The 18,376-nt window shown below is 64.4% G+C and carries 20 protein-coding genes; 12 read left to right on the plus strand and 8 right to left on the minus strand.

The window, feature by feature from the left end; all coding sequences use genetic code 11:
* The first annotated feature begins 31 nt into the window (after nt 1-31).
* Complete coding sequence (locus ACVIIW_RS25625) at nt 32-2,344, plus strand: NADP-dependent malic enzyme (RefSeq protein ID WP_456703280.1); 2,313 nt, start codon at nt 32-34, stop codon at nt 2,342-2,344.
* A 335-nt stretch (nt 2,345-2,679) separates the two neighbouring features.
* Nucleotides 2,680-3,132 carry a DoxX family protein gene (locus tag ACVIIW_RS25630; RefSeq protein ID WP_456703281.1) on the plus strand — a complete coding sequence of 151 codons (453 nt, stop codon included), beginning with the start codon at nt 2,680-2,682 and terminating at the stop codon, nt 3,130-3,132.
* A 3-nt stretch (nt 3,133-3,135) separates the two neighbouring features.
* Here the strand turns inward: ACVIIW_RS25630 and ACVIIW_RS25635 are convergent, their stop codons facing one another.
* The 4 genes from ACVIIW_RS25635 to ACVIIW_RS25650 form a co-directional block, all read right to left on the minus strand.
* The gene (locus ACVIIW_RS25635) at nt 3,136-3,687 is read right to left on the minus strand and encodes a dihydrofolate reductase (protein WP_456703282.1); all 552 of its coding nucleotides are present in this window, start codon (nt 3,685-3,687) and stop codon (nt 3,136-3,138) included.
* 7 nt (nt 3,688-3,694) lie between these two features.
* Nucleotides 3,695-4,702 (minus strand): polysaccharide deacetylase family protein, encoded by a 1,008-nt coding sequence (locus ACVIIW_RS25640; protein WP_456705266.1) that lies wholly within the window; start codon nt 4,700-4,702, stop codon nt 3,695-3,697.
* A gap of 174 nt (nt 4,703-4,876) precedes the next feature.
* Nucleotides 4,877-5,446: a glutathione peroxidase gene (locus ACVIIW_RS25645; RefSeq protein ID WP_456703283.1), complete on the minus strand. Its 570-nt coding sequence runs from the start codon at nt 5,444-5,446 to the stop codon at nt 4,877-4,879.
* A 90-nt stretch (nt 5,447-5,536) separates the two neighbouring features.
* Nucleotides 5,537-7,174, minus strand: a complete 1,638-nt coding sequence (locus ACVIIW_RS25650) for a L,D-transpeptidase family protein (RefSeq protein WP_456703284.1) — start codon at nt 7,172-7,174, stop codon at nt 5,537-5,539.
* A 207-nt stretch (nt 7,175-7,381) separates the two neighbouring features.
* Here ACVIIW_RS25650 and ACVIIW_RS25655 point away from each other — a divergent pair, with 207 nt between their 5' ends.
* The 3 genes from ACVIIW_RS25655 to ACVIIW_RS25665 all read left to right on the plus strand — a co-directional run bounded on the left by ACVIIW_RS25655 (nt 7,382) and on the right by ACVIIW_RS25665 (nt 8,769).
* Complete coding sequence (locus ACVIIW_RS25655; RefSeq protein ID WP_456703285.1) at nt 7,382-7,930, plus strand: CreA family protein; 549 nt, start codon at nt 7,382-7,384, stop codon at nt 7,928-7,930.
* Between the two features lie 274 nt (nt 7,931-8,204).
* Complete coding sequence (locus ACVIIW_RS25660; protein ID WP_456703286.1) at nt 8,205-8,369, plus strand: hypothetical protein; 165 nt, start codon at nt 8,205-8,207, stop codon at nt 8,367-8,369.
* A 34-nt stretch (nt 8,370-8,403) separates the two neighbouring features.
* Nucleotides 8,404-8,769: a hypothetical protein gene (locus ACVIIW_RS25665; protein WP_456703287.1), complete on the plus strand. Its 366-nt coding sequence runs from the start codon at nt 8,404-8,406 to the stop codon at nt 8,767-8,769.
* A gap of 4 nt (nt 8,770-8,773) precedes the next feature.
* On the opposite strand, the gene ACVIIW_RS25670 is transcribed toward ACVIIW_RS25665, so the two are convergent.
* Nucleotides 8,774-9,031, minus strand: coding sequence for a DUF6719 family protein (locus tag ACVIIW_RS25670; RefSeq protein ID WP_456703288.1), 258 nt, complete (start codon nt 9,029-9,031; stop codon nt 8,774-8,776).
* 69 nt (nt 9,032-9,100) lie between these two features.
* Nucleotides 9,101-10,564 (minus strand): MocR-like pyridoxine biosynthesis transcription factor PdxR, encoded by a 1,464-nt coding sequence (gene pdxR, locus ACVIIW_RS25675; protein WP_456703289.1) that lies wholly within the window; start codon nt 10,562-10,564, stop codon nt 9,101-9,103.
* A 75-nt stretch (nt 10,565-10,639) separates the two neighbouring features.
* Here pdxR and ACVIIW_RS25680 point away from each other — a divergent pair, with 75 nt between their 5' ends.
* The 7 genes from ACVIIW_RS25680 to ACVIIW_RS25710 all read left to right on the plus strand — a co-directional run bounded on the left by ACVIIW_RS25680 (nt 10,640) and on the right by ACVIIW_RS25710 (nt 17,190).
* A complete protein-coding gene (locus ACVIIW_RS25680; RefSeq protein WP_456703290.1) occupies nt 10,640-11,365 on the plus strand; it encodes a pyridoxamine 5'-phosphate oxidase family protein in 726 nt (241 codons plus the stop codon).
* A gap of 51 nt (nt 11,366-11,416) precedes the next feature.
* A complete protein-coding gene (locus ACVIIW_RS25685; protein ID WP_456703291.1) occupies nt 11,417-12,694 on the plus strand; it encodes an ArgE/DapE family deacylase in 1,278 nt (425 codons plus the stop codon).
* A 289-nt stretch (nt 12,695-12,983) separates the two neighbouring features.
* Complete coding sequence (locus ACVIIW_RS25690; protein ID WP_456703292.1) at nt 12,984-13,793, plus strand: alpha/beta hydrolase; 810 nt, start codon at nt 12,984-12,986, stop codon at nt 13,791-13,793.
* A gap of 34 nt (nt 13,794-13,827) precedes the next feature.
* Nucleotides 13,828-14,667, plus strand: coding sequence for a tryptophan 2,3-dioxygenase (gene kynA / locus ACVIIW_RS25695; RefSeq protein ID WP_456703293.1), 840 nt, complete (start codon nt 13,828-13,830; stop codon nt 14,665-14,667).
* Nucleotides 14,668-14,675: 8 nt separating this feature from the next.
* Nucleotides 14,676-15,878 carry a kynureninase gene (gene kynU, locus ACVIIW_RS25700; protein ID WP_456703294.1) on the plus strand — a complete coding sequence of 401 codons (1,203 nt, stop codon included), beginning with the start codon at nt 14,676-14,678 and terminating at the stop codon, nt 15,876-15,878.
* Between the two features lie 148 nt (nt 15,879-16,026).
* Nucleotides 16,027-16,425 carry a PaaI family thioesterase gene (locus ACVIIW_RS25705; protein ID WP_456703295.1) on the plus strand — a complete coding sequence of 133 codons (399 nt, stop codon included), beginning with the start codon at nt 16,027-16,029 and terminating at the stop codon, nt 16,423-16,425.
* Between the two features lie 153 nt (nt 16,426-16,578).
* Nucleotides 16,579-17,190 (plus strand): N-acetyltransferase family protein, encoded by a 612-nt coding sequence (locus ACVIIW_RS25710; protein WP_456703296.1) that lies wholly within the window; start codon nt 16,579-16,581, stop codon nt 17,188-17,190.
* Nucleotides 17,191-17,265: 75 nt separating this feature from the next.
* Here ACVIIW_RS25710 and ACVIIW_RS25715 read toward each other — a convergent pair whose 3' ends face one another.
* Together ACVIIW_RS25715 and ACVIIW_RS25720 are read right to left on the minus strand one after the other, a co-directional pair.
* On the minus strand, nt 17,266-17,571 hold the full coding sequence (locus ACVIIW_RS25715; protein WP_456703297.1) for a hypothetical protein: 306 nt from the start codon (nt 17,569-17,571) through the stop codon (nt 17,266-17,268).
* A gap of 95 nt (nt 17,572-17,666) precedes the next feature.
* A complete protein-coding gene (locus ACVIIW_RS25720; RefSeq protein WP_456703298.1) occupies nt 17,667-18,353 on the minus strand; it encodes a DUF2161 domain-containing phosphodiesterase in 687 nt (228 codons plus the stop codon).
* Nucleotides 18,354-18,376 lie beyond the last annotated feature (23 nt).

The following is an 18,376-nucleotide window of genomic DNA, read 5'->3' on the forward strand; positions in this document are numbered from 1 at the left end:
TTGAGGCCGGTAACGCGAGGCAAGAGACCGCATGTCGTCCTATTCTGATGATCTCCACCAGGCGGCACTGGCCTATCACCGTCTGCCGCGCCCCGGAAAGCTCGAGATCCAGGCGAGCAAGCCGCTCGCCAACCAGCGCGACCTCGCGCTTGCCTATTCTCCGGGCGTTGCCGCCGCCTGCACCGAGATCGCCAAGAACCCGGCGGAAGCCGCGACCTTGACGACCCGCGCCAATCTGGTCGCCGTCGTCTCGAACGGCACCGCGGTGCTCGGCCTCGGCAATATCGGCCCGCTGGCGTCCAAGCCGGTGATGGAGGGCAAAGCGGTCCTGTTCAAGAAATTCGCCGGCATCGACGTGTTCGACATCGAGATCGCCGCCGACACGATCGAGCGCGTGGTCGAGACCGTGGCGGCGCTCGAGCCGACCTTCGGCGGCATCAATCTCGAAGACATCCGGGGGCCGGAATGTTTCGAGATCGAGGCGCAGTTGAAGGAGCGCATGAAGATCCCGGTCTTCCATGACGATCAGCACGGCACCGCGATCATCGTCGCCGCCGCCATCACCAATGGTTTGCGCCTGAACGGCAAGAAACTGTCGGAGGTCAAGATCGTGGCGTCGGGGGCAGGGGCCGCGGCCATCGCGACGCTCAACCTGCTGGTCTCGATGGGGGCGCAGCGCAAGAACATCTGGGTGTGCGACATCGATGGCCTCGTGCATGAGGGCCGCAACACCACGATGGATCGCTGGAAGGCTGTCTACGCGCAGAAGACCGAGAAGCGCACGCTTGGCGACGTCATCGGCGGGGCCGACATCTTCATCGGGCTATCCGCACCGGGCGTGCTCAAGCCCGAGATGGCCAAGGCGATGGGCGAAAAGCCGCTGATCATGGCGCTCGCCAATCCGACTCCAGAGATCATGCCGGAAGAAGCGCGGAAAGTGCGTCCCGACGCCATGATCTGCACCGGGCGCTCGGACTATCCGAACCAGGTCAACAACGTCCTCTGCTTCCCCTTCATCTTCCGCGGTGCGCTCGATGTCGGCGCCAGCGCCATCAACGAGGAGATGAAGCACGCCGCCGTCGAGGCCATCGCGCAGCTCGCGCGCGAGGCGCCGTCGGATGCGGTCTCCCAGGGCAGCCTCGATACCGGCGAGGCGGGCGGCTTCGGGCCCGGCTCGCTGATCCCGAGTCCCTTTGATCCCAGGTTGATTCTCCGCATCGCGCCCGCCGTTGCCAAGGCGGCGATGGAATCAGGTGTCGCGACGCGCCCCATCACCAATTTCGACGAGTATCGCGCGCTGCTCGAGCGCTTCGCGTTCCGCTCCGGGCTCGTCATGAAGCCGATGTTCGCCAAGGCCAAGACCCAGCCGGTGCGCGTGATCTACGCCGAAGGCGAAGACGAGCGCGTGCTGCGCGCCACGCAGGTGGTGCTGGAGGAGAAGCTGGCGACGCCGATCCTGGTCGGCCGTCCCTCGGTGGTGGAGGCGCGCATCAAGCGGTTCGGCCTGTCCATCAAGGCCGGCAAGGATTTCGACCTCGTCAATCCCGAGGACGATCCGCGCTATCGTTCCTATGTGCAGTCCTATGTCGAGCTCGCCGGCCGGCGGGGCGTTACGCCGGATGCGGCGCGCACGGTGGTGCGCACCAACAACACGGTCATCGCGGCGCTCGCGGTGACGCGCGGGGAGGCGGACGCCATGCTCTGCGGCGTCGAGGGCCGCTATATGAGCCATCTGCGCCATGTCCGCGAGATCGTCGGCTTCTCGCCCGGCGTCAGCGACTATGCCGCGCTGGCGCTGCTGATCACCAGCAAGGGGGCGTTCTTCATCGCCGATACCCAGGTCCGGCCGAATCCGGGCCCGGAGGAGCTCGCCGAGATCGCCTCGCTGGCAGCGGTCCACGTCCAGCGCTTCAACATCAAGCCGAAGATCGCGTTCGTCTCGCATTCGGATTTCGGCAGCTACGACACCGACTCCTCGCGCAAGATGCGCCGGGCGACCCAGTTGCTGAGGGAGAAGCATCCCGAGATCGAGGCCGACGGCGAGATGCAGGGCGACACCGCACTTTCGGCTGCCGCGCGAAAAATGGTGCTGCCGCACTCCAAGCTTGAGGGGGAGGCCAACATCATGATCACGCCGAGCCTGGATACCGCCAACGTCGCCTATCAGATGATCAAGTCGCTGGCGGACGCGCTCCCCGTGGGCCCGATCCTGATCGGCCCGGCGCGGACCGCGCATATCCTCACGCCATCGGTGACCGCGCGCGGCATCCTCAACATGACGGCGGTTGCCGTGGTCGAAGCCCAGGAGCGGGCGGCCCGGCAGCAGCCGACGTTGTTTACGTAAGGGCGAGGTCCTGCTTTCCCTCTCCCCCCCTGTGGGAGAGGGGGCTCGCCGAGGTAGCGGAGAGACGGGTGAGGGGTTCCCTCCGCGAACGCCTCTCTTGATTGAATTCGTGGAGCGAACCCCTTATCCGGCGCCGTAGCCGAAGCTCGCTTCGGCGTTGCCAGGTACGGCGGCCGAAGGCCGCCTACGTTCTCCCACAAGGGAAGAAGGAGTCCGCCCACACCACCAAATTTGAATAAGTCCCAGGTTTCCATTTCCCCGTTTGAAAACGGCAATCGGACTCTCCATAATCCGCAGGCGCACCCCGTGCCCAGTGTTTTGCCAAGAGGCCGACCATGCCAGCGTTCGTGACTTTCGGGCGGATCCTGTTCGCCGTGCTGTTCATCTACAGGGGCGCGACCAAGCTCTTCGCCATCCAGGCGACGGCGGATTTCATCGCCGGCAAGCTCGTGATCCCCGATGTGATCGCGCCCTACGCCAAGCAGGTCGAGACCGCGACCGCCATGACCACGCCGCAGCTGCTGGCGATCGCGGTCGGCGGCCTCGAGATCATCGCGGGGCTGATGATTGCGCTGAATTTCGGCGCGCGCTTCTTTGCAATGCTGATGGTGATCGACGTCGCGGCATCGACGGTCCTGTTCTCTGATTTCTGGAATCAGGCGGCGCCTGAGAACGCGGCTGTTGTGATCGACGCGCTGAAGAATCTCTCGATCATCGGGGCGCTGTTCATGATCATGGGCTATGGCCGCGCCACGCGCTCGGCCGAGACGGCCTACGGGGACGTGTAGGCGCTAGTTGCGCCGCCAAGGCGTGACGGTCACATCATGCGCCGCATCGAGCAGATACGGCGCGGCTGGAGTCAATCCGTGTGACGTCAGCACCTCGGGCGGCGTCCGCCTGGGGACATCCCCAAAACAGCCCTCACCACCGGGCAACCGCACATGCGGGGCTTCCGACAGCCAGAACGTGTCGTAGCGGTCCATGAACATGTCGAACACGGTGGGGCCGCCGATGACGGCGACGCGTCCCGAGGCGACATCGGCAAAGGCGCAGGCTTCCTCGAAGCTCGCATGCGCGGGATTCCACAGCGTCGCGTTCGGCATCTCCGGATCGACGGTGAGGGCCTTGATCTTGCGGGTCAGGATCAGCCGCTTGCGCTTGGGCGAGTTCGCCTGCGCCTCATAGGAGTTGCGGCCGTGCACGATCAGCGCGGCACCGTCGAGCGCCTGCTCGAAGAACAGCTTGTCGCCTTTGAACCTCAGACTGTCGGGCATGACATGGCTCGCGTCGGCAAGCATGCCGTCCGCCGAAACGATGACGTAGCCTTCGAAATGGAACGACAAGTGACGACTATTCGGAAACGGTCGTCACCACGGAATTGACCGGACGCGTGCTCACCGTCGGCAGCTTCACGTCCTTCATCAGTTCCTGGTCGTATTCGGGCAGCGAGGCGACCGGCGCCTTGGCGCGCATCGCCACGATCTTGTAGCCGCCGGCCTTGAGGCGGTTCAGCAGTTCCGGCAGGGCTTCCGCCGTGTGCTTCTGGAAATCGTGCATCAGGATGATGCCTTTGCCCTTCTTCTCGAGCCCCTTCATCACGGTGTCGATCACCTTCTCGGGCTTCGACGCCTTGAAGTCGAAGGAGTCGATGTCGCAGGAGAAGATCGCGACATTGCGATTGCCGAGATAGGTGACCATTTCAGGCGGATGTTGCAGCGCCGGGAAGCGGAAGAACGCGGCCGGCGAGATACCTCCGAGCGCCCATTTCACGGCGCTGATGCCTTTCTCGATCTCCTCCTTGCGCTGCGCTTCGGACAGCTTCTTGTCGTTGAGGTTGGCGTGCGACCAGGTGTGGGTGCCGATGGTGTGACCGGCCGCGTAAACCTGCTTCAGGAGCTCCGGCTCGTAGGTGGCGTGCTTGCCGATCGAGAAGAAGATGCCGGTGGTGCACTGGTCGGCGAGCGCCTTCAGCACGGCGGGCGTGTTGCGCGGCCAGGGACCGTCGTCGAAGGTCAGCACGACCTCCTTGTCGCGCAGGAAGTCGAGCTCCTTGAAATGCTCGAAGCCGAAGCCGGGGCCGCCTGTCGTGTCGATCTCGACGGTACGGGCGACGCCCAGCGCGTTCGGATTGGTGCATGCGGCGCGCGCCGGCTGCGGCGCCTGCTGCGGCGGAGGCGGGAAGGCTGCGGCGTTCGGTTGCGCTGCGGGGGCCGCGGCTGCCGGAGCCGCAGCCGGTGTGGCCGCGGGAGCCGCCTGCGTCGCGGCTGCGGGTTTTGCAGCCGGGGTCTGCGACCATGCCGCGCCTGTCAGCGCAACGGAGATCGCGCTTGCCAAAATCAGTTTTGCCGCCACACGCATGGTGTTGTCCTCGAGATTGATCCCGTTGTTCCGCCGTGGCTTTTCGCCTCCGGCAAAACCCATCCTGCCCACAATATCTTAGCTGACCGTAGCCTAGATGGTGCTCCATCGCCATTGCAACGGCTGTTTGGCGCTCCACGACAATTGTGCCCAGCCCTGTTTCAGCCGGGCGCGTCAGCTGTCGGCCAACGCCCGGGCAATCGCGGTCTTGATGCGGGTGTCGGCCGGCTCCACGGCGGACGGAAACACCTCGGCGATGTAGCCGTCACGGCCAACAAGGTATTTGTGGAAGTTCCACTTCGGAACCTCCTTGGGGCGCGCCTCGGCCGCCCATTTGTAGAAAGGATGCGCTTTTGGTCCGACCACGACGGCCTTGGCGGCGATCGGAAAGGTAACGCCGTATTGGTGGTGCGCGGTCTGCGAGATCTCGCTGGTGCCGCCGGGCTCCTGGCCGCCGAAATCGTTGGAGGGGACGGCGATCACAGTCAAGCCGCGCTCGCGAAACTCGCTCCAGATCTCCTGCAGCCCCTGATATTGCGGGGTATAGCCGCAGAGCGAGGCCGTGTTCACGATCAGCAGCGGTTTGCCGCTGAAGGCGGCGAGGTGAATGTCGTCGCCTGATAGCGCGGGGAAAGAGAAGGCGTAGGCGGGCATCCGGCTCATTCCGCCATCGGCGCGTGCGCGCGTTGCCGAGGCAGCTGCTGCGAGCAGCGCCGTTGTGAGTACGATTCTGCGGTTCAACATATGGCGGCGTTCCCCGGATGCGATCCGGGGCGAAGCTTACTCCGCCGTGGCGACTGGCCTGCTCAACACCGCGTTATCGTGGTTCCCGGCTCAGTAGAGGCGGACGATGAAGTCGGTGCCTTCGCCGGTTTCACCCTGGTTGATGCCCTGGTCGGACACGATGACCGAGCCGCCTGACGTGAGCATCTCGTTGATCTTGGCTATGGCGTCCGCAGGGATCGTGATCCGGTCCAGTGCCTCGGCCGGGCTGTCGGGCGTGATGACAGGCTTTGCGGCAACCGGGATCACCGCAGCGCCGCGCTGGCGGCGCAGCACGTGGCCATCTTCCTCGCGCGCGGCGGCGCGGACGGCAACGGGCAGCGACACCACCGACCAATGCAGCGCATTGGCATCGGTCTTGTCGGCTTCGGCAGTGAAGACATGGGTGCCGAGCGGCCGGTCGCTCGCAGCAATCGTCACGGGCACATCGAACAGCGGCGCGAAGTTCTGCCGCACATAGAGCTTGGAATCCTTGCGGCTGATGAACACCGCAATCTGACCGCCCCGCTTTGGCAGCTCCGGCTTCACCGACGGCGCGGGATCGGCGACGCGGGTCTGGTCTTTCTTCGCGTCCGGAGAAGCGGGTTGCGCGGGGGCCATGGCCGACGCGGCGTCGGGCTTTGGCTCGATCGCGGCTGCGTCGGCCTTGGTCGGCTCGGCATCCGAAGCCGCCTTGGGCGCTTCCGCGGCCTCGGCCGGCTTCGCTTCAGTGTTCGCGGCATCCGCGGGCTCAGCCGGTTCATCCGCCTTGGCAGTGGCCGGGGGCTGCTTGGCCGGCTCGGAGGCCTCGGCGTTGACCTCGGCTTTGGCGCCTTCCTCGCGGATCGGGGCAGTGCCCGCGGTCGCATCCGACATGACGACATGGCCGACCGTTGAGCGCAGCTCCGGCACGCCTTCAGCGCTGGCGGTTTTGGTTTCGACAGGCCTGGTTTCAACAGGCCTGGCGTCCGCGGCCTTGGTCTCCGGCGCGCCCTTGTCCGCCTTGTCGCCGACGCTGGTCGTCGGCTCGAGGCTTGCCGCAGGCTGCGGCGTAACGCGCAGCGAGGCGAGCAGCGGATGCGAGAAGCTTTGCGGTGTCGTCTGGCCGGGCGATACGATCACGCGCGCACCCATCTTGGTCCAGTTCCACATCTTCACCGCGAACGCCATCGGCATGCGGATGCAGCCGTGCGAGGCCGGATAGCCCGGCAGCACGCCGGCATGCATGGCGACGCCGGACCAGGTGATGCGCTGCATGTACGGCATCGGCGCGCCGCTGTAGATATTGGAGTGGTGGAATTTGTGCTTCTGGATGACGCTGAACACGCCCATCGGGGTCGAATGGCCCTTCATGCCGGTCGACACCGGCGATTCCGCGAACACGCCGTTGGAGTCGTAGACCGTCACCTTCTGCCGGTCGATCGAGACGACGATGACGAGTGGACCTTGCGGCTTCGCGTTGGTCTCCTTCTCGACGCGCGACCCTTTCCTGGTCTTGGCGGCTGCCGCGCCGCGCTTCTGCGGCTTCAGGCGCGGCTCCTCGGGATACCGCTCCTGCCGTCCGTAGGCTCCGTCGGAATAATCGGGATAATAATAGAACGCCGCTTCCGCCTGACCAGCCGTACCGATCGCACCGGCCGCCGCCAGAATCGCGACCTGCCACAGCCGTGCCGACGCGGCTGAAACATGGGGCCCGTTCACGCTGTTCATTCCTCGAATCCGCATCCAATTCAGACATTAGTGTCGCAGAGGGGATACGCGTTCACCAGCACGGCAGTTCTGCGATCAGCGACTTTTGTTTTACACGTAGCAAAAAAGCCTCACGGAGCGGTAAACGGCGGCCGCGGCCGGCTTCCGTCATCTTCCTGATCGGCCGCCTCATGCCTACATTGCCAGGACTTGTTACCGGAGAACTTCATGTCATCTCGTTTCCCCGGTCTTTCCGGCATCCGCTTGAAAGGCCTTGCTTTATTCCTTCTCGCTCTGACCGTGCCCCTGGCGTCCGCATCCGCCGCCGACGAGCCCGATCTCATCTTCCGCCGCTCCACCGTGTTCAAATGGATGAGCCCGAATGACAAGCTCGCGACCTATGGTCTGGACGATCCTGAAGTCGAGGGCGTGGCCTGTCATTTCACGGTGCCGGAAAAGGGTGGGTTCAAGGGCTGGCTCGGTCTTGCCGAGGAGGTCTCGGACGTCTCGCTGGCCTGCCGCCAGGTCGGCCCGATCAAGTTCAGGGACAAGATGGAACAGGGCGACGACATGTTCCGCAAGCGCCGCTCGCTTTTCTTCAAGAAGATGCAGATCGTGCGCGGCTGCGACGCCAAGCGCAATGTGCTGGTCTACATGGTCTATTCGGACAAGCTGATCGAGGGATCGCCGAAGAACTCGACTTCGACCGTGCCGATCATGCCGTGGGGGCCGGCTGACGCGAACGTCCAGAAGTGCGGCGACTTCTTCACGCAGTGACGCGCTGGCGTTCACGCAGTGATGCGCTGGCGTTCACGCAGTGCTTCGAGTTGCGCGGACACTTGCTCCCAAGCTGGTTCAAGCCATCGCGCGCCCGATCTGAAATGATTGATGATTTCGGAGATTTGTTTCGTCGCGAGAGGGCGACGAAACAATTCTCATCCGGAACGAAATCATTTTGGGCTTTTGGCGCATCACGGGAGAAACCGCAGATGGTTATCAGGCTGACGACGACGACGGCACACCGCCGGCCCCGCAATCCGGAGACAGATCCATGCGTGCGCTCAGCTTCATCCTCGCTTTCGGCTTCGTGCTCGCCGGCTCCTCGTTTGCCGGCGCACCTGACGGTAATTTGCCCGGTATCGGCACCTTCCAGTACAGTGGCTCGCCGATCACAACCACTGCGCCGCAGCCGATCGTCCTTGCGTCGCGCTTCTGATCCCAAATAAGAAAATCAGCCGTCAAAGGCCATCATGTACCTTCGTCTCGGCGCCGCGGCGTTCCTGTTCCTTCTGACGATCAGCTCCTCTCAGGCGCAGGTGCGCGCACCGAGCCGGTTGCCGGATGCGCGTAACGAGTTCGTGCGGCAATGTGCTCCGCGCATGCTCGGACGCTGGGAGCATCCGGAAGAGGTTTGCGGCTGCCTGCACGATCATGCCGCCGCCGTCGTCGAGGATCGCGACCTGCGCGAAGCACTGCTGCGCGGCATCAGCGAGACCGGTGTTCCGACCATCGAGACCGATTGGGTGCCGGTGGCGAAGCAAAGCGAGATCGGGGCGACCTTCACCAAGATCGCCAAGCCGACCCTGCAGTGCATGTTCGACCCCGCGAAGTCTTGAGCCGTCACCTCGACTTCGGGCCGAATCGCGCCACGCAATTGGCGGTTCGCACGACGCCCTTGTCCGTCATCTTCGATCCGCGCACTTCCTTCACCTGTCCGGCCGGACAGGTTCCGTCATCCACTTGCACGCGCTGGCCGAGCTTGAGGTCGACGATATCCTGCTCACGGCCGACTGTCGTTGCGGAGGCCATCGAGGCAAGGATGGTGGAGATCAGAAGCGCAAGGCAGGTTGCGCGGCCGAATGTCGTAGCGTCTGACATGATGAGAGGTCCCGGAATCAAGTGCCGCGATGGTAAGGAGCGGTCCGCGATTCTGATAGTCAACCTTCGTCACGCCCGACGATCCGCCCTGACTTTGCTGCGCAAGGCGGCGCGCGCTTCGCCGGCGAGCCGTTCGGCGGCGGAGACGAGGTCTGGAACCGCGTGCCCCGAGAATCCCAGCACGAAACCGGGCAAAGGGCGAGCCCGCGCATAGGTGTCGGCGAGCAACCAGCCTTCCGCGCCCGCGGCTAGCTTCGCCGCAGCCGCAATCGCTGGCGCAACCGACGGATCGAACCGCGCGACGAGGTGCAAGCCCTGTGACGGCACCGGGACCGACAGCGCACCATCTGACGTCGCTTCGAGCGTTTCGGCCAGCACGTCGCGTGCCTCGCGATAGAGTTTTCGTACGCGCTTCAGATTGGCCGCGAACGCGCCGGAGTTCAGCATGTCGGCGACGGCGCCTTCCATCAGCGTCCCGGGGAAACGATCGAGCGCAGCGCGTGCGGTCGTGACGTCGGCGATCAGGCGCTCGGGCAGGGCGCAATAACCGATGCGAAGGCCCGGAAACAGCGTCTTGGCGAACGTGCCCATGTAGATCACGCGCTGGAGCCGATCGATGCCAGCAAGCGACATCAGCGGCGCGCCGTCGTAGCGGAACTCGCTGTCGTAATCGTCCTCGAGCACGAAAGCGCCGGCCTGCCTCGCCCAGTCGAGGAGCGCGAGCCGGCGCGGCATCGACATCTGCACGCCCAGCGGAAACTGATGCGACGGTGTGACATAAGCTGCGCGCGCGGACGGCGCGGCGGCGCGACCCCTCGCGACTTGCAGTCCGTCCACGTCGACCGGAACGGGCACAATGCGATAGCCGCACTGCGCCATGGTCCTGCGCGCAATGGGGTAGCCAGGGTCCTCGCACCAGACCTGATCGCCGGGCTTCAGGATCGCGCTGAGAACGATTCGCAGCGTGTGCAGCGTGCCTGACGTCAGCATGATCTGATCAGGATCGCAGCGCAGCCCCCGCGCCGACAGCAGATGATCGGCGATCGCTGCGCGCAATTCGCGGCTGCCGCGCGGGTCGCCGTAATGCAGATGTTCGCTACCGAAGGCCCGCATCCGCCGGCCGGCGAAGGCGCGAAAACGTTGTACGGCGCGCTCGTCAATATGAGTGCAGCCGAGCGCCAGCGCGCCTTGCCCGGCCGCCTCGACGATGACCATCGGCTTGTTTGCGGCTACGGCGCGTGCGGGAATGCGCGCGGCCACGAAGGTCCCCGAGCCGATGGTCGCTTGCGCAAACCCGTCGGCGATCAGACGTTCGTATGCCGTGACGACGGCGTTGCGCCGAAAGCCGGTCTGCTTTGCCAGCGTCCGCGACGGCGGCAGCGGCTCGCCTGATTTCACCAGGCCGGAGACGATCATCTCGCACAGCGCCTGATAGAGCCGGTGCGCCGAGGAGGCGCCGGCGGTGACGTGCCGGCCCGTCAGATCGAGCGGCAGCTCGGCTTTCCCAGGCGAATTGGTCGGAATTTTTTGCATGGAATTGGTACTATCGTAGACCAAATGCGCAGCTACAACTCTTCTGGAATTGTTCGGGGCATGACAGGAGCGGCCGTGAGCCAGATTGAAAGCCAACAGTCCTATCCGACGTCAGCGCGCAACCAGGTGAAGCGTCGGCACGACCGCGGCTTCTATGATCACGCCACCGTTCACCGCATCCTGGACTCCTCGATGATGTGCCACGTTTCGTATGTGATCGAGGGGCAGCCCTATTGCACGCCGACCTTCTTCTGGCGCGAGGGCACGAAACTCTACTGGCACGGCTCGAGCGCGAGCCGCATGCTGCGCAACCAGACCAAGGGTGAGCGGGTGTGCCTGACGGTCGCGCATCTCGACAGCCTTGTCCTGGCGCGCTGCGGCTTCAATCACTCCGCCGACTATCGCGCGGTCATGGCCTTCGGCACCGCCTATCTCGTCACCGACCCCGCGGAGAAGGAGCGGGCCGTGGTGGCCATGGTCGACCGCTTCTTTCCGGATCGCACGGCGAGCCTGCGGGCCAGCAGCACCCAGGAGGTCAAGGCGACCTCCTTCATCGCGATGGAGATCGAGGAGGCCTCCGCAAAGGTCCGCGCCAAGGGCGTTGCCGACGACGATGAGGACTACGGATTGCCCATCTATGCCGAGCGGATTCCGGTCCGCACCGTTCTCGGCGCGCCGGAACCTTGTTCGCGTCTGCTCGATGGCGTGAGCCGGCCTGCGACACTCAAGGGCTATTCGGAAGGGCGACTGCTCGAAGATGCATTGCGGGATGCTCATTTTGTCGAGTACCCGAACGGCTGAAATCGGCTAGCTTGCGCGCGCTATTGATCACCGGATGCGCGGAGTTGCCCAATGAATGCCGAGACCCAGCAGAGGATTCTTGACGCGGTCGACGCCGGCTTCGAAGCCCAGCTCGCGACCACCCGTGATTTCGTCGCGATCCCTTCGACCCGTGGGGCGGAGGGGCCGTGCCAGGACATGATGGGCGATCTCCTGCGCGCGCGGGGTTACGAGGTCGACGACTGGCACATCAAGGTCGACGACTTGCGAGATCTGCGCGGCTTCGGACCGATCGAGCATGATTTCTCCAGGGCACGCTCAGTCGTCGGTACCTATCGGCCGACGACCGAGGCCGGCAAATCGCTGATCCTCCAGGGCCACTGCGATGTCGTGCCAGCGGGGCCGCTGGAAGTGTGGGAAACCCCGCCGTTCTCGCCCATCATCAAGGACGGCAAGATGTTCGGCCGCGGAGCCTGCGACATGAAGTCGGGCACCATCGGCGCGCTCTATGCGCTGGACGCGATCAAGGCGGCGGGCTTCAGGCCGACGGCGCGGATTCACTTTCAGTCTGTCATCGAGGAGGAGAGCACCGGCGTCGGCGCCCTCTCGACGCTGCAGCGCGGCTATCGGGCCGATGCCTGCTTCATTCCGGAACCGACAGGCGGCAAGATGGTGCGCTCGCAGGTCGGCGTGATCTGGTTTCGCCTGCGGGTGAAGGGCCATCCGACGCATGTTGCGTTTGCCGGCTCCGGCTCCAATGCGATCATGGCGGCCTATCACCTTGTCCAAGCCCTGCAGAAGCTCGAGATCGAGTGGAACGAGCGCGCCAAGGCCGATCGTCACTTCAGGACGCTCAACCATCCCATCAACTTCAACCCCGGCATCATCAAGGGCGGCGATTGGGCCTCCAGCGTGCCGGCCTGGTGCGACGTCGATTGCCGCATCGCCGTTCTGCCTGGTTGGTCGGTCGCCGATCACCAGAAGGAGATCCTTGCCTGCGTCGCAGCCGCCTCGCGCAATCACCGCTTCCTCGCCAACAACCCGCCGGAGGTCGAATGGTCGGGCTTCCTCTCGGAAGGCTATGAGCTGACCGATTCCGCCGCGCCGGAAGCCGCGTTCGGCAAGGCGTTCAACAAGGTCTACGGCGGTGCCGTCGAGGATCTCGTCTTCACCGCACTGACCGACACTCGCTTCTACGGACTGAACTGCGGCATTCCGAGCCTTTGCTTCGGCGCCAGCGGCGGCGCGATGCACGGCTTCAACGAATATGTCGAGCTGGACTCGCTGAAGAAGACCACCAAGGCGATGGCGCTGTTCATTGCGGAATGGTGCGGCGTGGAGACGGCGTAGCAGCCGCAGTCGCACTCTCCGCCCTCATTGCGAAGGAGCCCGCGACAAAATTGCGTAGCAATTTTGCGCTGGTGCGACGAAGCAATCCAGACTGCTCCCATGGAGAAGGTCTGGATCGCTTCGCTTCGCTCGCAATGACGGACCGGGCCGTTAGACCCTCATCCTCGCGGCTCCTCCGTCGGGGGAGATATATTGCCAAGTCCTTTAAGCTTAAAATAAAGACTAGGATGCCGCCCTGACCGGTGGCAGACTGGCGCCCGGTTCGGCGAACGAGCCCCAGGGAGTCACGATGCGCGACTGGGATGATGCTTACGCCAATTCGGCCCATATCCCGGGCTCGGACAAGATGCCGGCGCAATGGGCGGAGCGGGCGGCGGCTTATCGCGCCGGGTTGAAAGGCTTTCGCCCTGATATCGCCTACGGTTCCGATGAGCGCCAGCGCTTCGACCTGGTCCTGCCGGATGGCGACAGCAAAGGCCTGGTCGTGTTCGTGCACGGCGGCTACTGGATGCGCCTTGCCAAATCGGACTGGACCGATCTCGCCGAAGGCGCGCGGCACCACGGCTGGACGGTTTGCTTGCCGAGCTACACGCTTGCGCCGGCCGCTCGCATCTCCGACATGACTGCCGAAATCACCGCCGCGATTGCGAAGGCGGCTTCGCTTGTCTCAGGGCCGATCCGGCTCGCCGGGCATTCGGCGGGTGGTCATCTCGTCACGCGCATGCTGTGCGACGACAGCCGGCTTGAGCCTGCCGTCTTCAACCGGATCCTCGGCACGCTCTCGATCAGCGGCCTGCATGATTTGCGGCCGCTGCTCAAGACGCAGATGAACGACACCTTGCGCATGACCATGGAGGAGGCGACGCTCGAAAGCGCCGCGCTGCACCTGCCGCGCGGACATGCGCCTGTCACCGCCTGGGTCGGCGGCAGCGAGCGGCCGGAATTCATCCGCCAGTCCGACCTGTTCGCCAACGTCTGGACCGGCTTCGACGTGCCGACGCGCCTCGTGATTGATCCCGGGCTCAACCATTTCACCGTGATCGATGGGCTCAAGGATCCGTCGTCGCCGATCACCGCGCGGCTGATTGGCCTCGACTGACTGTCGTAGGGATGATCGATCGAAAGGGCCTGTCATGACGTCCAGCGATTACGATCCCTCAAACGAAGGCGCCGAGACCGATTTCAGCCGGCGCATGTCCTACGGCAACTATCTGGCGCTGGATGCGATCCTCGGTGCCCAGCATCCGCTGTCGGAGGCGCATGACGAGATGCTGTTCATCATCCAGCATCAGACCACGGAGCTCTGGATGCGGCTTGCCATCCACGAGCTCAGCGCCGCGCGCCGGGCCATCGCCAGAGACGAGGTGCAGCCCGCGATGAAGATGTTGGCGCGCATGTCGCGCATCTTCGAGCAGCTCAACAACGCCTGGGATGTGTTGCGCACGATGACGCCCAGCGAATACACCCGCTTCCGGTCCCAACTCGGCCAGTCCTCGGGCTTCCAGTCGCGCCAGTACCGGCTGATCGAATATCTGCTCGGCAACCGCAACCACGCCATGTTGAAGCCGCACGCGCACGATGTGGAAACGACCAGGATGTTGGAAGCCGAGCTTGCCACGCCGAGCCTCTACGATGAGGTGCTGCGGCTCGCCGATCGCAACGGGCTGAAGATGCCGGCCGCCGTGCTCGCGCGCGACGTCCGCGAAACCCACAGCTTCAACGAGGGCGTGCTGCAGGCCTGGCGTATCGTCTACGAGGCGCCGGAGACGCACTGGATGCTCTACGAGCTCGCCGAAAAGCTGGTCGATTTCGAGGATTATTTCCGTCGTTGGCGCTTCAATCACGTCACCACAGTCGAGCGTGTCATCGGCTTCAAGCGCGGGACCGGTGGCACTGGCGGCGTCAGCTATCTCAAGCGCATGCTGGAGGTCGAGCTATTCCCCGAACTCTGGCGCGTCCGGACGATTTTGTAGGGCCCGACATGACCCAGCTTCGCGTCTATGACGACACCAAAGCGCTGTTCCGGCTGCCCGAGGGCGTGATCTATCTGGACGGCAATTCGCTGGGCGCGCTGCCGCTTGGCGTCGCCGAGCGCGTCAACCGCGTGATTACGACCGAGTGGGGCGTTGAGTTGATCCGCGCCTGGAACACCGCTGGCTGGTATGCCCAGCCGCGTCATGTCGGCGATCGCATCGCGCGGCTGATCGGCGCGGAGGCCGGGTCCGTGATGGTTGGGGACACGCTGTCGCTCAAAGTCTATCAGGCGCTCGCGGCCGCGCTCGACATGAACCCATCGCGCAAGGTCGTCCTGTCTGACACAGGCAATTTCCCAACCGATCTCTACATGGCCGAAGGCCTGATCGCGACGCTCGGGCGCGGCCATCAATTGCGGCTTGTGGCGCCGGAGGAGATCGCGGCTTCGCTCTCGGAAGAGATCGCGGTGCTCTACATCACCGAGGTCGATTATCGCACCGGCCGCCGTCACGACATGGCGAAACTGACGGCGAAGGCGCGTGCGCTCGGCATCGTCACGGTGTGGGATCTCGCGCATTCGGCCGGCGCGCTGCCGGTCGATCTTGCCGGTTGTGGCGTCGATTTCGCAGCCGGCTGCACCTACAAATACATCAATGCCGGGCCGGGCGCTCCGGCGTTCCTCTACGTCGCGCCACATCATGCCGGTGGCGCGCGCGTCGCGCTGTCGGGATGGATGGGCCACGCAAAACCCTTCGCATTCGAGCTCGGCTACGCGGCGGCCGGCGGTGTCGAGCGCATGCGCGTGGGCACGCCGCCGGTGCTGGCGATGGCGGCCCTGGAGGCTTCGCTCGATGTCTGGGATCACGTCGACATCAGGGAGGTCCGCGCCCGCTCGCTGGCGCTCGGCGATCGCCTGATTGCCGAAGTCGAACGCCGCTGCCCATCTCTGAGCCTTGTAACCCCGCGTGCACACGAACGCCGTGGCTCGCAAGTCTCCTTCGCCTTCGAGGGCGGTTATGCCGCGATCCAGGCCTTGATCGCGCGCGGCCTGATCGGCGATTTCCGCGCGCCCGACATCATGAGGTTCGGGATCACGCCGCTCTACATTGGCGAGAGCGAGATCATGCGGGCAGCCGAGATCATCGAGGAGGTGATCGCGGGTGAGGTGTGGCGCCGGCCGGAGTATCAGGTCGTGAATGCGGTGACGTGAGGAGGAAATGTCTCCCCATGACACGGGAGAGACGCGAGAACGCTCTCCACGGGAGGGCCGACATCACAGCAGCCATGACCTCTGACGTCATTGCTTTGCCGCAGGAAGCCTTTCACGGTGAGACACCAACGAATTGGGAGAAGATCTGATGACGCCGCTCGAGAAAGTTAAAGCGATGAAGATGCCGTTCGCCGAGCTCAAAGGCGTCGAATTCGTCGAGGCCGAACAAGATCGGGTGGTGGCGCGGATGACGGTGCGGCCGGACCTCTGCACGCTGTATCACACCATCCACGGCGGCGCGGTGATGGCGTTCGCCGATTCGGTCGGGGCTGCCGCGACCGTCATCAACCTGCCGGAGGGCGCCAAGGGCACGACCACGCTGGAGAGCAAGACCAACTTCATCGGAGGCGCCAAGGAGGGCACCATCGTCATCGCCACCGCCACGCCTGTTCACCGGGGTCGCCGGACCCAGGTCTGGACCACCCGGTTGGAGACTGAGGACGGCAAGCTGGTTGCCTTGGTGACCCAGACACAGCTGGTCCTGTAAGATTACGGGGGCTTGATTTTGTTAACGAATTGGTCGCTCCCCGCGCTCGAAACTTGAGGCAGGTTCCCGCCTTGAAAAATTTGGTGCGACGCACAATATTGGGCGCCTAGGGATTCGAACGCCTCCTCGAGGGACACCAAGAGGAGTTTTGACGTGGTACTTGAAGACACCGCCCAGGCAACATCCGTTCCCGGCTATGTGCGGACCTTGAGCCAGCAGGAAGAGTTGCCGCTGTTGCGCGATCACCTGCTGCGGCTCGATGCCGAGAGCCGGCATGACCGTTTCAACGGTTTTCTCGACGACAGCTTCATCGAGCGTTACGCCGCCCGCTGCGCCGAGGACGGCACTGTGATCGTCGCCTACATCGTCGACGGCGTGGTCCGCGGCGCGGCCGAGCTGCATCCGCCGGAGGGGGATTCGCTGCCCGAAGTCGCCTTCAGCGTGGAAGCCTCAGCCCGCCGCCAGAATGTCGGCACCGTGCTGTTCAGCCGCCTGATCGCGGAAGCGCGCTGGAAGGGCTACAAGAGCCTACGCGTCACGACGGGTGCGGAGAACCATGCCATGCGGGCGCTCGCCAAGAAGTTCGGTGCGCATCTGCAGTTCCGCCATGGCGAGTCGACCGGCACGATCGATCTGACCAAGGCTCCCGAGGACGAGCTTGCCGATCTCGCCGCCGCGCCGTTCAAGGCCGGCCGCGCGCTTCTCAGCTTCAACTCGACCTGCTGGAAGCTGATCTCCAGCATGTACGGCAATCGTGCAGCGTGAGACTAAAGGCCTGAATCAAAAAGCGGACCGGCTCAGGCCGGTCCGCTTCTTTAATGAAGCGATGGGAATGAGCGCTTAGGTGCCGGTGCGCTTGTCGTTGCCGAAGCGGCGAACGACACGGCGTTCGACCACAACCGAGCGCTGCGCACCCTGTTCGCCGGCAATCACCCGCGTGGCGGTGATGCGACCGTTGGTGCGGGCCTGTTTCCTGACCTCGGCCTGAACGATCTCGATGGGCATCCCCATCAGAGCGGCAGCGATCTCCGCCTGTTGCTCCTGGTCGTCGGTGATGCCGACAGCGGCGAAGATCGCCTCATCCAGGGTCGGCGGGTCATGGCGGACGCGCCGCGTGCCGTACTTGGTATTCCAGTCTGCGCTCATAAGGGCCTCGTTTCGATGCCGGGATACCTAGTGCGATCAATGTTGCATTGCAATATGAAATCAATGTGGCATCTCAGCTATGCAACGGTTTGGCGTCATGGCGGTGACGAGACACCGGCATCGACCTCGATCCGCTGTTGGGGCCAACGTTTCAACGCGGCGAGTCCTGCCTGGGTCAGTCGATAGATTCCCCGGTCGGCTCGCTCGAACCAGCCATACACATTGTTAAGCAAGATCTTGCCGGCGTCGGGACAGCGCTCGCGCAAATCGCGCACGCGCCGCGGGCCTGCCGCGAGTTCTGACGCACAGGTCAGCGCCTGCTGCCGGTAGGCCGTCATGATCGGCGCGCGGGTGCTGCCGCCGAGCACGGGATCGCCCTGGCGGCGCTGATGTTCGGCAACGAGGCGCGAGCGGGTCTTCGGGTCGCGGCGCGGAGCTGCCGTCGGCGGCTTCACCAGCACCTCGACCTGGCCCTTGTCGGTTACCCCAAGCATACCGAAACCGAGGCGACGACAGAGATTGCGGTAACGCGCATCACTCTCGCGTCCCTTGCCGCGGATCGACATCTTTGCGGCGATCCAGATCTCGTCGCCCGCCGGCGCGCGATCGACCGCCTGCAGGATCAGTTCGAGATTGAACGCGAGCTTCAGCTCGCCAATCACCACCACTGGCGGATTGCCGGCGCTGAGGCCGACAAGATCGCAGCCGCGAATCTCGCCCTTCACGTCGAAGCCGAGGCCTTCGAGGAATCGTTTGACGGGGAGGTAGAGCGCGGTTTCCAAGGGAGTTTCCGATCGGAGAATCA

The sequence above is a fragment of the Bradyrhizobium sp. USDA 4449 genome (assembly GCF_054056275.1).

Coding starts and splice junctions, on each gene's coding strand:
- ACVIIW_RS25630 (WP_456703281.1), top strand. CDS start 2,680: ATGCCAGCGTTCGTGACTTTCGGGCGGATCCTGTTCGCCGTGCTGTTC.
- ACVIIW_RS25645 (WP_456703283.1), bottom strand. CDS start 5,446: ATGTTGAACCGCAGAATCGTACTCACAACGGCGCTGCTCGCAGCAGCT.
- ACVIIW_RS25640 (WP_456705266.1), bottom strand. CDS start 4,702: ATGCGTGTGGCGGCAAAACTGATTTTGGCAAGCGCGATCTCCGTTGCG.
- ACVIIW_RS25690 (WP_456703292.1), top strand. CDS start 12,984: ATGCGCGACTGGGATGATGCTTACGCCAATTCGGCCCATATCCCGGGC.
- ACVIIW_RS25685 (WP_456703291.1), top strand. CDS start 11,417: ATGAATGCCGAGACCCAGCAGAGGATTCTTGACGCGGTCGACGCCGGC.
- ACVIIW_RS25660 (WP_456703286.1), top strand. CDS start 8,205: ATGCGTGCGCTCAGCTTCATCCTCGCTTTCGGCTTCGTGCTCGCCGGC.
- ACVIIW_RS25650 (WP_456703284.1), bottom strand. CDS start 7,174: ATGAACAGCGTGAACGGGCCCCATGTTTCAGCCGCGTCGGCACGGCTG.
- ACVIIW_RS25625 (WP_456703280.1), top strand. CDS start 32: ATGTCGTCCTATTCTGATGATCTCCACCAGGCGGCACTGGCCTATCAC.
- ACVIIW_RS25715 (WP_456703297.1), bottom strand. CDS start 17,571: ATGAGCGCAGACTGGAATACCAAGTACGGCACGCGGCGCGTCCGCCAT.
- kynA (WP_456703293.1), top strand. CDS start 13,828: ATGACGTCCAGCGATTACGATCCCTCAAACGAAGGCGCCGAGACCGAT.
- pdxR (WP_456703289.1), bottom strand. CDS start 10,564: ATGCAAAAAATTCCGACCAATTCGCCTGGGAAAGCCGAGCTGCCGCTC.
- ACVIIW_RS25705 (WP_456703295.1), top strand. CDS start 16,027: ATGACGCCGCTCGAGAAAGTTAAAGCGATGAAGATGCCGTTCGCCGAG.
- kynU (WP_456703294.1), top strand. CDS start 14,676: ATGACCCAGCTTCGCGTCTATGACGACACCAAAGCGCTGTTCCGGCTG.
- ACVIIW_RS25665 (WP_456703287.1), top strand. CDS start 8,404: ATGTACCTTCGTCTCGGCGCCGCGGCGTTCCTGTTCCTTCTGACGATC.
- ACVIIW_RS25655 (WP_456703285.1), top strand. CDS start 7,382: ATGTCATCTCGTTTCCCCGGTCTTTCCGGCATCCGCTTGAAAGGCCTT.
- ACVIIW_RS25670 (WP_456703288.1), bottom strand. CDS start 9,031: ATGTCAGACGCTACGACATTCGGCCGCGCAACCTGCCTTGCGCTTCTG.